The sequence below is a fragment of the Brevundimonas sp. Leaf280 genome, assembly GCF_001422455.1.
In the GTDB taxonomy this organism is placed as follows: Bacteria; Pseudomonadota; Alphaproteobacteria; order Caulobacterales; family Caulobacteraceae; genus Brevundimonas.
Window position 1 is genome coordinate 342,873 of sequence record NZ_LMNC01000001.1, and the last position, 12,740, is coordinate 355,612.

The 12,740-nt window shown below is 67.9% G+C and carries 9 protein-coding genes; 2 read left to right on the forward strand and 7 right to left on the reverse strand.

What is annotated here, in order from left to right; all coding sequences use genetic code 11:
* Nucleotides 1–120 precede the first annotated feature (120 nt).
* From ASF31_RS01690 to ASF31_RS01710, 5 genes are all read right to left on the reverse strand, one after another.
* The gene (locus ASF31_RS01690) at nt 121–549 is read right to left on the reverse strand and encodes a hypothetical protein (RefSeq protein WP_055753019.1); all 429 of its coding nucleotides are present in this window, start codon (nt 547–549) and stop codon (nt 121–123) included.
* A 232-nt stretch (nt 550–781) separates the two neighbouring features.
* On the reverse strand, nt 782–1,897 hold the full coding sequence (locus ASF31_RS01695) for a DUF2336 domain-containing protein (protein WP_055753020.1): 1,116 nt from the start codon (nt 1,895–1,897) through the stop codon (nt 782–784).
* Nucleotides 1,894–2,784, reverse strand: coding sequence for a hypothetical protein (locus tag ASF31_RS01700; protein ID WP_055753021.1), 891 nt, complete (start codon nt 2,782–2,784; stop codon nt 1,894–1,896). Before ASF31_RS01700 ends, ASF31_RS01695 begins: the two co-directional genes overlap by 4 nt.
* 95 nt (nt 2,785–2,879) lie before the next feature.
* Complete coding sequence (locus ASF31_RS01705; protein WP_055753022.1) at nt 2,880–3,920, reverse strand: ABC transporter substrate-binding protein; 1,041 nt, start codon at nt 3,918–3,920, stop codon at nt 2,880–2,882.
* A 44-nt stretch (nt 3,921–3,964) separates the two neighbouring features.
* A complete protein-coding gene (locus ASF31_RS01710; protein WP_055753023.1) occupies nt 3,965–5,131 on the reverse strand; it encodes an energy transducer TonB in 1,167 nt (388 codons plus the stop codon).
* Between the two features lie 734 nt (nt 5,132–5,865).
* On the opposite strand from ASF31_RS01710, the gene ASF31_RS01715 reads away from it, so the two are divergent.
* Nucleotides 5,866–8,736, forward strand: coding sequence for a PAS domain S-box protein (locus tag ASF31_RS01715; protein WP_200918524.1), 2,871 nt, complete (start codon nt 5,866–5,868; stop codon nt 8,734–8,736).
* Here the strand turns inward: ASF31_RS01715 and ASF31_RS01720 are convergent.
* Nucleotides 8,733–9,701 carry an alpha/beta hydrolase gene (locus tag ASF31_RS01720; protein WP_055753024.1) on the reverse strand — a complete coding sequence of 323 codons (969 nt, stop codon included), beginning with the start codon at nt 9,699–9,701 and terminating at the stop codon, nt 8,733–8,735. The two genes, ASF31_RS01715 and ASF31_RS01720, sit on opposite strands and share 4 nt — an antisense overlap.
* A gap of 124 nt (nt 9,702–9,825) precedes the next feature.
* Between ASF31_RS01720 and ASF31_RS01725 the strand changes: the two genes are divergently transcribed.
* Nucleotides 9,826–10,875 (forward strand): hypothetical protein, encoded by a 1,050-nt coding sequence (locus tag ASF31_RS01725; RefSeq protein ID WP_156355820.1) that lies wholly within the window; start codon nt 9,826–9,828, stop codon nt 10,873–10,875.
* Here the strand turns inward: ASF31_RS01725 and ASF31_RS01730 are convergent, their stop codons facing one another.
* Complete coding sequence (locus ASF31_RS01730) at nt 10,876–12,693, reverse strand: ABC-F family ATP-binding cassette domain-containing protein (protein WP_055753026.1); 1,818 nt, start codon at nt 12,691–12,693, stop codon at nt 10,876–10,878.
* Nucleotides 12,694–12,740: the final 47 nt, after the last annotated feature.

A 12,740-nucleotide genomic window follows, 5' to 3' on the forward strand; every position in this document is an offset into this window, starting at 1 on the left:
GCCGAACCGTTTTCGGTCTGGAGACGCCCGCTTCCATCAGGAGGCGGGCGTTTTTCTTTTGGGCCTTTGTGTGATGCCTTTCCGTTGCTCGGGGGCAGGCGGCCGAGGCGCTGGATGCGGCTAGCGACGCACCATATCGACTGTGCCGATAGGCCCGCCGATGGGCAGCAGACGGACCCTCAGATCGACCGCCCCGGCGAATCCCTGACGTGTTCGATCTGTGAGTGTGAAGGTCATCCGCATGCCGTTCGCGCCTGTCGCGATTACGAGCCTGCCGTTTCTTATCCTGCACTGGGCTGGTTCGGCATCGATTGTGCAGTTCAGCCGATCGCCTGATCGCGCCGTTATCGAGAGTGGTTGAACGAGTGGGCCGCCGTTTTTGGACTTGAAGGTGATCGTGCGTCCGTCGCCCTCGGCGGGCGTCATCCTGAGCGACCATTCGCCAATCACGTCACGACTGGTGATCGCAGGCGCCGTCTGTGCGATCGCTGCACCGCATACGAGCGACGACATCAAAATCGCCGATGCGACGACGTGCCTGTCTCTCATGGTCGTTCTCCCAAGACTCGCCCACAGGATGTTCTGAGGTTGACCACCGGTTTGCACGTGAATCTTCGGAAAGCTTTGGGCCGCTCTGAAACAGGGTAGGGGCCGGGGACAACCGGACGACGTCCCACGGACCTGGTCTGTCAAAGGAGTGCACCCGTGCCGGGCCGGTCTCACCCGGTCGCTGCGCGACCACCCTCCCCTGCAGGGGGAGGGAGACGTCGGCCTGTCTGGCTTACGCCGCCTGGGCGGTCCGGCGCATGCGCCAGAAGCGCAGGGTACGCAGGGCCGCGTCGCGGGTCAGTTCGCCGTACATGCGGCCATAGGCGGCGGCCTTGCCCATCGGATTGTCCTCGGCGCCCAGGACGGCGACGGCGTAGGTCAGATAGACGGCGCGGTCCATGTCGGCCGCCTTGCAGACCACCGACAGGGCGTCCAGGTCCTTGCGCTCGACGATGCCGCGCGCGGTGTGGAAGTCGATGTCGGCCAGCTTGGACAGGGCGATCAGGAAGGGCGTGCGGCCGTTGGAGCGCAGGAAGCGGATCAGGGTCTGCGGCGTCAGCTGGCCGGCGGCCTGAAGCTCGTCGATATAGGCCAGGTTCTCGGCATAGTCGGCGGGCAGGGCGCCGTCGTCGGTGGCGACGCGGGTGCGGCCGGCCGCGAGCGCCGCCTCCAGCAGGGCCGGGTCCATGCGCGCGTTCTGTTCCAGGATCTGGTGACGCAGCCGGGCCTCGACGACGAAATACATCTCGTTCAGCAGGTCGGCGGGCAGGCTCTGGCGCTCGACCGTGGCGGCGTGAAGGGCCGGATTGGCCTTGGCGCGCTCGATGGCGGTTTCGGAGGCGGCGCGCGACAGTTGGGCGCCGTCGTTGCGCAGCAGAGTATTCAGAGTGTCGTCGTCGCCGTGCTCGACGATGACGTCGGAAACCGCCTCGGACACCGTCGCGCGGCCCGAGACGGCGCGCAGGTGGCCCTGGCTGCGCTTGCGCACGACCTGGATCAGATCCTCGTCGGTCAGGACGGTGGAGGCGCGCAGAACCTGTTCGGCGACCTCGATCTCGTCGTCGGCGAAACGGCGGATCAGGCTGTGGGGAGCGTTGGGAGCCTGGGCGAAACGGGCGGCCAGTTCGGCGCGGACCGCGACCTCCATCTCGGCCGACAACTTGGCCAACACCGTGCCGTAGAGCGCGGTTTCATTGGCGTTCGGCGAAGGCGCACCAAAGAAGTGGGCCGTCAGTTCGCGCAGCAGCAGGCGACGTTTCTCGCTCGACTCCTCGCCGGCCAGGGCGATGAGTTCGGGCAGGCGCGAGCCCTTGATCTCGGCAGGTTCGATCACGGCGCGATCGCTCATGGCAGGTTGTCGGCTTCAGTCTGGGGCACGGCGCGTAAGGAGCCGCTGGCGTTGCGGATCAGGGCAGGCGGACCGTCCGGCTGGGCCAAGTCGCTGGACTGTGGCGTCTGGGCCATCTGGACGGGCAGGGCGTCGAGGTAGGTCTGCTGCGGCGCAGGGATGGCGTCGGGGTGGCGGCCGGCCTGGCGGTGAACCGAATAGTAGCGGGCGCTGTTGTCGCCGGCGACGGGCGTCTGGGCGGCTTGACCGCTGGCGGCGACGGCGGCGGCGTCCAGCGGCGCGCCGGCCTGGGGCCGTTGCAGACGATAGATGGGGGCGTCGCGGCGCGGTGCCATCGGGTCGGCGATGGCCGCCTGAGCCGGTTGGGGCGCGGGCTGGGGCTCGGCCTGCGCGGCCTGTTGGGGGACGGGCGCAGGCTCGGCTTGTGTCTGAGGTTCAGGCTGAGGCAGAGGCGCGGAGGCTTGCGGTTCCGGAACATAGGGCGAGGGCGCGACGCGCGTCGCCCGCGCCGGGGCGGTTTCTACGGGTGCGGCCTCCACGGGTGCACTATGCGCGGGCTCGGCCGGCGTCGGGGCACGCTGGGGCATCCAGGCGCTGGCGGGCGTCAGGCCGTTGCTGCGCGGCGTCGTGACCGAAGGCGCGGGCGACAGGCGGGCCAGGGGGATGGCGCCGGGCAGGGTGCGGTTGGCGGCGGTCACGGTCGGGGCGGGCGCCTCGGCCTGGATGACGGCGGGCGTCGGCGTCGCACGGGCGGCGACCGCCGGCTTGCCGGGCCAGGACAGGTAGCGCAGACCGGAGGCGTTGGTCGGCGCCTGTTGCGCCACGGCGGCGCCGGCCGCCAGATTGACGGCGGTCAGGACGATCGAAACTGCGAGGGCGCGGCGCACGGCGGCTCTCCGGAGAGGAATTCCAGCGCACACACTAGCGCTCGGACCCTTAATCCCGCGCTAATGTGAAGCCAGGATTCGACAACGACCGCGTGTCAGCCGCGACCGGGCAGATAGTTGTCGGTGAAGGCGTCGCGCCAGTTCAGACCAGACTCGTAAACCCCCGCTTTCGAGGTCACGTCGAAGAAGGCCTGCCAGCGTTCCTCGGTCAGGGCGCCCAGGCCGTAAAGCGCCGCGTCGCCGCCATCGACGATGGCGTAGTCGCGCAGGCGTTCGCGGGCCTGATCCAGCACCGCTTGGGTCATGTCCGGGTTGTCCTTGCGGATCAGGGCGTCGGCGGCCGTGGCGTCGCCCCGGATATAGTCGCGCCACCCTTCCGCCGAGGCGGCGATGAAACTGCGCAGGGCCGTTGCATTGTCCCGAGCGAAGGCATTGGGGGCCAGGACCATGGCGGCGTAGGAGGGATAGCCCTCGTCGGCCAGCAGAAAGACGCGCGGGTCGAAATCGGCCGTCTGTTCGATGGCGTAGGGATCGCTGGTCAGATAGCCCTGCTGCACCGCCCGCGCATTGGCGATGAAGGCGGCGGGGTCATAGGCGAAGGGGCGCAGCTGCTCGTCGGTAAAGCCGTATTTGGCCTTCAGCCACACCCAGAAGGTGCTGATCCCGGCCTCGGACAGCAGGAAGGGCCGGCCGGCCAGATCGGCTATGGTCTCCAGCGCTTCGTCGGGATGGGCCATCAGGACCTGCGGATCCTTCTGGAAGAAGGCGGCGACCGCCTTCACCGGCGCGCCGGACGCGACCAGGTTCAGGGGGATGAAGCTGTTGGAGCCCATGCCCAGTTCGACCGCGCCCGAGGCCAGCAGTTGCGGCACGTTCACGCCGGGGCCGCCCTGGACGATCTGGACGTTCAGCCCGCGCTTCTCATAGGCCCCGCTGGCGAGCGCCTGATAGAAGCCGCCCTGTTCGGCCTGGGCGCGCCAGTCGGTGGCGAACCGCAGTCGCACCCGGCCCTGTTCGTCGACCGGCGCCTCGGCCCGCCCGCAGGCCCGAAGCCCGATCGCCCCCGCCGCCACAGCCGCCCCGCCCGCGATCAGCGCACGGCGACGGGTCAGCAGGCGATTCCCCAACAAGCTCATGCCCCTGACTTACGGGGCGATAGGGGCCTTGGGAAGGCGGAGCGTCAGTCGGCCGCGCTGTCCGATGTCGGGGAGGCCCCGTCGCCGGGACTTTGGGAAAGAACATAGCGGACGGGCGCTACACAGCGAACGCCCGCCTGGAACCCGGAGTCGGCCCGGCTGGTCTGAACCACGCGAACGCCGCTTTCGCCGAACGCGGAGGCGGGCTGGGCGTCGATGACCCCTACATTGCCGATTTGACCCCATGTGGCGAAGTCGAATCGCACGCGGGCCCAGCCCTCGATCCCGCGATCCCTAAAGGCCTGAGGGTAGGTTTCCGGCGTCGCGCGCGCCTGGAAGCGCGCACCGACTTCGGGGGGGCAGTTCTGCAGCGGATCGTCGCTGGTTTGCTGCATCACGGGCGCGGGCAGGTTTTCGCCGTATCGGTAGAAGTTGAAGACGCAGCCTTTCAGCGGCGCTCCGCTCTCGACCACGGTTTCCGACACGGCGCGTCGCGTTTCAGCATCAAAGGCCGTATCGCCCGCTGAACCCAGGGTCTCGACATTGACGGCGCGCCCATCGGCATCGACGTCCCAGCGAACGACCGTCCAGGATCGGCCGCCTGGCGGTGGACGCTGTCCGATCTTGTAGTCCGGATAGCTGACGACGCGGGGCGCGCGACCGCCTCTGCGCTCGCCTCCGCAGTTGGCGTCTGGCCCGGCAAGACGAGCGGCCACGGCGTCTCGGATGGAACCGCGCGTACGCGTGACCGCGAAATAGCGCAGCAGATCGCCTGTCGTCGCCTCGACTAGAGGCTTGGCCGTGTAGCGAATGGTCAGGATGCAATCGCGACGAGGACCATCAAAGCGCCAGGCGGCGAGCGCGGCCTGTTCATGCTCTGAGGCTATGCCGGTCGGGATGATGATGGGGCTGTTGGCGGGCGTCGCAGTCTGAGGCGCACGAATGTCGAAGGTGCGACCCGTGTCATCGACGCTGAAAGACAGGGAGACGGACGTTCGGTCGGCACGAGATGGGCCAGTAGTTTCCACGCGGAGATCGTCGGAAAAGGTCGGCTTAACCGACTGACCGTCACATTGGATGTCGGTCGAGGGGATCAAAAACACGACCTGCTCCGGCGATGTCGCACTTTGATGGCGAACGACCGGCGCTTGCGCCCACCCGGGCGCCGTCATCGTCAGAGCAAGGCCGAGGCCGAACAGGATCGCGCGCATGGGTGTCTCCGTCTGCACTTCATGGGTGCATCTGGCGCGGCGGCTGTCTAGCGTGATTTCATGTCTTCGGCGCCCCAATTGAGCGAGGGGACGAAGCGTGCGGGCGGACCCGTCAGCTTCGTCCCCTCGCCAAGTCCGGGTTGGACTTGGCCGTTCGGGTCTGGACCTTGGCGTCAGCGTCGTTTCGGGCGAACCCGAAAGGGCGGTCGGCTGTATCCTGTCGCGCTCCTGGTCTTCGGCGTCCCGCGGCATTTTAGTCCGCGTCGTCCGTCGATCCCGATCCGGTTCTCCTGTCTGCCGTCGATCCAAAGACCGTCGAAGACTGGAGCCTGGATCCCGCCTGTCGCACGTTACGATCCGAAGATCGCCCGAAGCGCCGGGTCGGAGAGCCGGGCCGGTTCGCTGGAGGTCCAGGTCTCCCTGGATTTCCGCTGCCCCGTGTCCCTTGGCCTGTTGACGTTCGGACGAAACCGGCTATGAGGCAAGCGCCCGAACTCGCCCCAGTGTGCACGATTGGCCCGGCGGCGGTGGACAAGCCTGTGAACATCGGTGGACGGATCAAATTCGCGATTGCGGATCAGCGTCTTGCCTTGTCCACAGAAACGCGGCGATAGAGCCCTATGTCCGGCGTCGGACACATTGCGCTGCAACCGTGCGGCGCGCTTTGGGTTCTGTGATCAACGGACAAAAGTCCTTGGGGGAATTCGTTGTCCAACACCGGCTCTGACCACGCCTTGTCTATCGGCATCAATCGCAGCCAGCTGGCCCAGATGTTCGCCCATGCGCCGGGGTTCATGGCGCTGGTCACGGGGCCGGAACACCGGTTCGAGCTGACCAATCCCAACTACCAGAAGGTGATCGGCCACCGCGAGGTGATCGGGCGCACGGTGGGCGAGGTACTGACCGATGCGGTGGCGCAAGGCTATCTGGATCTGCTGGACCAAGTTTACCGCAGCGGCGAGGTGCACCGGGCCGACAGCGCCCTGTACGCCGTTCAGGCCGAGCCGGGCGGCGAGATCGTGGACCGTTACGTCGATTTCGTCTTCCAGCCGCTGAAGGAGGACGGTCGGGTTTGGGGCGTGTTCATCCAGGGGATGGACGTGTCGGATCGCCACCGGGCGGACCAGGCGCTGGCGTTGAGCGAAGCGCGATACGGCGCCCTGTTCGCGGCGATGGCGACGGGCTTCTGCGTCATCGAGATGAAGTTCGACGCGGCCGACCGGCCCGTCGATTACAGGATCGTCGAGGGCAACAAGGCCTTCGAGGAGATGACCGGCCTGGTCGACCCTTACGGCAAATGGGTCAGCGAGATCGCGCCGGGGCTGGAGCAGCACTGGTTCGATCTCTACGGCGGGGTGGTGCGCACGGGCGAGCCGGTCCGGTTCGAGAATCCGGCCGATATCTTCGGTCGCTGGTATGACGTGCAGGCGCTGCGGATCGGCCAGCCGGGCGCCTGGCAGGTCGCCATCCTGTTCAACAACATCACCGAGCGCAAACAGAGCGAGACGCGTCAGAACGCGCTGCTGGAGCTGAACGACGCGATCCGCGACCTGACCGACGCCGGCGACATCGCCCAGGCCTCCGCCCAGGTTCTGGCCCGCACCATGGGCGTGAGCCGGGCCGGATACGGCACAGTGGACACGGTCGCCGAGACCATCACCATCGCCCGCGACTTCAACCAGCCGGGGGTGAGCAGCATCGCCGGCGTCCTGTCGTTCCGCGACTACGGGTCCTATATCGAGGACATCAAGCGCGGCGAGACGGTGGCGATCGACGACGTCGCCCTCGATCCGCGCACGGCTGATACGGCCGAGGCCCTGAAGGCCATCAGCGCCGGGTCGTTCGTCAACATGCCGCTGATGGAACAGGGGCGGGTCGTGGCGATGGTGTTCGTCAACCATGCGACGGCGCGTCACTATACCGACAGCGACCTGCGCCTGATGCGCGAGGTGGCCGAACGGGTTCGCACGGCGACCGAGCGCGCCCGAAGCGAGGCGGCCCTGCGCGACAGCGAGGCCCAGTTCCGGGTCTTCGCCCAGGCCACGCCAATCCAGATCTGGGCCAGTTGGGCGGACGGGTCGCTGTATTGGTTCAACCCCCAGGTCTATGCCTACTCCGGCCTTGCAGAGGGCGCGTTGGACGGCACGACCGGGTGGGGCAAGATCGTTCATCCGGACGACCTGGACTGGGCGTCCGAGCGATGGGTCCAGGCCCTGGCCAGCGGCCAGGTCTATGAGAACGAGTTCCGCATCCGCCGCCACGACGGCGTCTATCGCACCTTCATGGTGCGGGCCGAGCCCGTCCATGACGAAGAGGGGCGGATCCTGCGCTGGGTCGGCTCCAACACCGACATCGAGGACCTGCGCCGCCAGTCGGCCGAACTGGCGCGGTTCAATGAGACGCTGGAAGAACAGGTCGCCGAACGCACCAGCGCCCTGATGCAGGCCGAGGAGGCGCTGCGTCAGAGCCAGAAGATGGAGGCGGTCGGACAGCTGACCGGCGGCATCGCCCACGACTTCAACAATCTGCTGGCCGGCATCAGCGGCAGCCTGGAACTGATCACCAACCGGATCGCGCAGGGGCGTCATGCCGAGGTGGAGCGGTTCACGGTGGCGGCACAGGGGGCGGCGAAACGCGCGGCGGCCCTGACGCACCGGCTGCTGGCCTTCTCGCGGCGTCAGACCCTGGATCCCAAGCCGACCGATCCCAACCGCCTGATCCGCGGGATGGAGGATCTGGTGCGGCGCACGACAGGGCCGGGCATCGAGGTCGAGGTGGTCGCCGGCGCTGGCCTGTGGCCCGTGTTGATCGACGCGCACCAGCTGGAAAACGCGGTGCTGAACCTGTGCATCAATGCGCGCGACGCTATGCCGAGCGGCGGGCGTCTGACGATCGAGACCGGCAATCGCTGGATCGATGCGCGCACGGCCAAAGCCCAGGATCTGGAGCCGGGCCAATATGTCTCCATCTGCGTCAGCGACACCGGCACGGGCATGGCCCCCGAGGTGGCGGCGCGCGCGTTCGAACCCTTCTTCACCACCAAGCCGCTGGGCGAGGGGACGGGGCTGGGCCTGTCGATGATCTATGGCTTCGTGCGCCAGTCGGGCGGGCAGGTGCGGATCTATTCCGAGGCGGGCGAGGGGGCGATGATCTGCCTGTATCTGCCGCGCCACTTCGGCGAGGTGGACGACGCCGATCTGATCCCCGAGGTCGAGCAGGCCCCGCGCGCCCAGGCCGGCGAGACGGTCATGGTCGTGGACGACGAGCCGACGGTGCGGATGCTGGTCGCCGAAATCCTGCATGAGCTGGGCTATCAATGCATCGAGGCGTCCGACGGCGTGGCGGGGCTGAAGCTGCTGCAATCGGGGGCGCGGATCGACCTGCTGGTCACCGATGTGGGTCTGCCGGGCGGGATGAACGGGCGTCAGATGGCCGATGCGGCGCGGATCGATCGGCCGGACCTGAAGGTGCTGTTCATCACCGGCTATGCCGAGAATGCGGTGGTCGGCAACGGGCACCTGGATCCCGGCATGCACGTCATGACCAAGCCCTTCGCCATGGAGGCGCTGGGCAGTCGGATCCGCGAACTGATCGAGGCGAGCTAGAGCCGGGCGTTCAGCCAGGTGCGGATCGCCTTGCGCGCGCCGCGCGCGGCCGGGCCGCCGAAATGCAGGAAGCCGTGCGGGGTCTCGGGCACGCGGATCAGGTCGGCGTCCGAAGCCTCGCCCCAGCGGGTGGCCATCAACAGACTGTCCTCGAAAAGAGGATCCTGCTCGCCGGCGAGGAACAGGGCGGGCGGCAGGCCGGTCAGGTCGGCATACAGCGGCGAGACGTCGGGCTGGCGCAAGGCCGCCTCGTCGCGATCCGGCGCCAGGCGGGCCAGATCGGCCTGCATCGTCGGGCCGTTGAACAGCAGGGTTTCTGGCCCCGCAGAGCGGACGCTTTCGGTACCCGACAGGTCGAAGACGCCGTAGGTGAATACGCAGCCCTTCACCAGGTCGATCAGCCCCTGGTCGCGCAGGGCGACCGCGGTCAGGGCGGCCAAATGCCCGCCGGCGGATTCGCCGGCCAGAAACAGGGTCGAGGCGCCCAGTCGATCGACGTTGGTCACGGTCCAGTAGGCGGCGGCCAGGCAATCGGCGATGGCGGCGTCGATATAGATCTGACGCCGCTCGGACAGCAGGCGATAATCCACGGAGACGACGCAGAATCCGTGGTGCGCCAGATGAGCGTTCAGCCGGTCGTTCAGCCCGGCGCTGCCCAGCACCCAGCCGCCGCCGTGGATATCCAGGATGACGGCACGCGGTGTGCCCGTCGGATGCAGGATGCGCAAAGGAACGGGGTGGTCGCCGTCCGTCTGGATGATCTCGACCGTGACGCCGCGCTTTTTGAGGCGCGGCGTGGTGACCCGCCCGGCGGCGGCGTCCAGCCACAGCGACAGCCGCTGGCCCGCATCGATCCGCCAGCCGTCGGTGCGCAGACGCGGCGCGCGGGCCAGGACGGCGTTGATCCGCCGCACCGCCGCCTGCTGGGGCGGGGCGAATTCGACGAGGTGGCTGCGCAGGGTCATGAAGCTTGAGTGTGCGGCGGCGGGTTTGGTTTCAAGAGGTCGGCCCGCTCCCTGACATGACCAGAAGTTAAGTTGCGTGGGTCGTTGTGTGAAGCTTTGCTCTGTCAAACCGCAAGGATCGACAATGCCGATGATCGCGCTCGCCCTGACTTTATCCCTGACTGCGGCGCCCGTCGGCCTGCGCGCCGAGGAGGGGACGACGCGCAAGCCTCGGTGTGATGCGCTGACGACCGCCGCTGTCTGTCGCGACACCCCCGATGGGATCGTGGTCGGGCCGAACGAACAGGCTGTGGTTCAGGCCGCCGAAGAAGCAGCCATGGCGGAAACGACATGGGCGGCTGCGTTCGGCGCCGAGCCGCCCGCCTACGCCGTGGTGCTGGACGTCGCGCAGCCTGTCGATGACGTGCGGGCCATCGGGGCCTTGCGCGTGCTGCCCTGGATAAGCACCTCGGCGCGGCGCCGAACGATGGAGCAGGCGGTGCGTGAAGCCGTGACGCGTCAGGCGCCCGCCGGTCAGGTCGAAGCCTTGGGCGCCGCCGCAGTCCAGCGTGCTGCTCCGCAAATCGAGGCCAGCGTGGCCAAGGCGTCTCAACCGGGCGTCATGGCGCATGAGTTGGGCCATCTCTGGTACATCGAGACCTTCTGGAAAGACGCCCAAGATGGAGACGGTTACGGCAGCCCAGCGCCGGACTGGCTGGACGAAGCGGCGGCCGTGCTGATGGAGCGCGACGGTCTGACCGAGGCGCGGCGCGCGGCCTTCCATAAGGTCTGGGCCGAAAATCCGCGCGCCGAGGCGGTGTCGGCCCTGATGGCCGAGGTCCATCCCGCCTTCGCCTCCGGCGCGTCTGCGACGGCGCTGACCGACGGCCCGGCAACGGGTTCCGGCCCGCGCGTCGTCAGCATGAGCGGCGAGGAGTTCCAGCGTCGCACGGGAACCGACATCAATGCGGCCGCCGCCTTTTACACGCGGGTGAGGGCCTTCCTGGACTTCCTTGAGGCGACCACTGGCGATCACGCCGCCCTGGTCAGGTTGACTGTCCACCTTCGAAACGGGGGGACCGTGGAGCAATGGTTCGCCCAGGATCCCGCCGGTCGCCAGATGGGCGGATCGACAAGCGCCGCCGATCAGGCGTTCAAGGTATGGGCCGACGCAAAAACCGCTGCCGCCACCTGATTACCCCGCCAAGGCCGCCTTCTTCTCTTCCAGCTCCAGCCACTCCAGTTCGGCGGATTCCAGCTCGGCGCGTGCCTTTTCGGCGGCCTTCATGGCGGCGTCGAAGGCCTTGGGGTCGCGGGCGTAGAGGCCGGGGTCGGCCAGGGTCGCGTCGTGTTTGGCGATGGTCGCGGGCAACGCATCGATGAGGGCTTCCAGCTCCTTGAGGCGGTGGGCGTCCTTGAAGGAGAGTTTGGCGGTCTTCTTGGGGGCGACGGCGGGCGGGGGCGCCTCGGCGGCGCGCTGGGCGGCGGCCTTGTCCTGGGGACGGGGGTTGGAGCCGGGCTGAAGGAAGCCGGGGTTCTGGCGGATGAAGTCGGTCCAGCCGCCGGGGGTCTCGACGATGTCGCCCCGTCCGTTCAGGGCCAGGGTCGAGGTGGACAGGCGGTCGATGAAGTCGCGGTCGTGGCTGACCAGGATCAGGGTGCCGTCATAGCCCTCCAGCAGCTCTTCCAGCTTGTCCAACGTGTCCATGTCCAGGTCGTTGGTCGGTTCGTCGAGGATCAGCAGGTTGGCGGGTTTCGCCAGGGCGCGGGCCAGCAGCAGGCGGTTGCGCTCGCCGCCCGACAGGGTCGAGATCGGCTGGCGCAGCTGGGCCTCGGAGAACAGGAAGTCCTTGGCGTAGGCGGCGACGTGTTTGGACACGCCGCGCACCAGAATGCTGTCGCCGCCGCCCGGCGTCAGGGCGTCCCACAGGGTCATGTCCGACTTCAGCCCCTCGCGCGACTGGTCTAGATAGACCGGCTCGAGGTTCGCGCCCATGCGCACCGTGCCTTCGTCGGGCGCCAGTTCGCCCAGCAGGGTTTTGACCAGGGTGGTCTTGCCCGCGCCGTTGGGACCGACGATGCCCAGACGGTCGCCGCGGATGATGCGGGTGGTCAGGTCCTTGAACAGGGTGCGGCCGTTGAAGCCCTTTGAGACGTGCTTGATCTCGGCGACCAGCTTGCCCGAGGTCGAGCCGGAATCGACGCCGAGATACAGTTCGCGCGGCACGTCCTTCATCTTCTCGGCGCGTTGGGCGCGCAGCGCCTGAAGTGAGCGGGCGCGGCCCTCGTTGCGACTGCGGCGGGCGGTGATGGAGGAGTAGAAGGTGGCGGTTTCGCGCTCGATAGTCTTGGTCAGGCGGCGCAGGGATTCGGCCTCTTCCTCCAAGACCTTGGAGGACCATTCGTCGAACTCGACGAAGCCCTTGTTCAGGGTGCGGACCCGACGGCCTTCCAGCCAGTGAACGGTGTTGGTGACGCGGTTCAGGAAGGCGCGATCGTGGCTGACGACCAAGAGGGCGAACCGGGCCTGGATCAGCTCGTTCTCCAGCAGTTCGATGGCCAGGATGTCGAGGTGGTTGGTCGGCTCGTCCAGCAGCAGCAGGTCGGGTTCTTCGGCGAAGGCCTTGGCCAGGGCAGCGCGGCGGGTTTCGCCGCCCGACAACCCTTGGGTGGACTTCGCCGGGTTCAGGCCGAAGGTCTCCAGCCAGCTTTCGGCCGTCCAGGTCTCGGCCTCGCCCGATGACGCATAGTCCAGCAGGGTTTCGCCGGTGATGACCGGCTCCTGCGGCACATAGGCGAAGCGGACGGCGGACTGGATGGAGCGGTCGCCGCTGTCGGGCTCGATCAGGCCCATGACGACCTTCATCAGGGTGGACTTGCCCGCGCCGTTGCGCCCCACCAGGGCGGCGCGGCTGCGCGGTTCGACCGCGAGGTCGACGCCGTCGAAGAGGGGGCGCTGGCCGTCCTGAAGACGGACGTCCTTGAGTGCGACGAGAGGGGGTCTGGCTGCCATGTGACTTTCGATCCTCCCCCGCGGGCGGGGGAGGGGGACCGCGCACG

Excerpts from the sequence above, each read along its gene's own strand:
- ASF31_RS01725 (WP_156355820.1), top strand. The coding sequence starts at position 9,826 with ATGCCGATGATCGCGCTCGCCCTGACTTTATCCCTGACTGCGGCGCCC.
- ASF31_RS01695 (WP_055753020.1), bottom strand. The coding sequence starts at position 1,897 with ATGAGCGATCGCGCCGTGATCGAACCTGCCGAGATCAAGGGCTCGCGC.
- ASF31_RS01710 (WP_055753023.1), bottom strand. The coding sequence starts at position 5,131 with ATGCGCGCGATCCTGTTCGGCCTCGGCCTTGCTCTGACGATGACGGCG.
- ASF31_RS01690 (WP_055753019.1), bottom strand. The coding sequence starts at position 549 with ATGAGAGACAGGCACGTCGTCGCATCGGCGATTTTGATGTCGTCGCTC.
- ASF31_RS01730 (WP_055753026.1), bottom strand. The coding sequence starts at position 12,693 with ATGGCAGCCAGACCCCCTCTCGTCGCACTCAAGGACGTCCGTCTTCAG.
- ASF31_RS01720 (WP_055753024.1), bottom strand. The coding sequence starts at position 9,701 with ATGACCCTGCGCAGCCACCTCGTCGAATTCGCCCCGCCCCAGCAGGCG.
- ASF31_RS01705 (WP_055753022.1), bottom strand. The coding sequence starts at position 3,920 with ATGAGCTTGTTGGGGAATCGCCTGCTGACCCGTCGCCGTGCGCTGATC.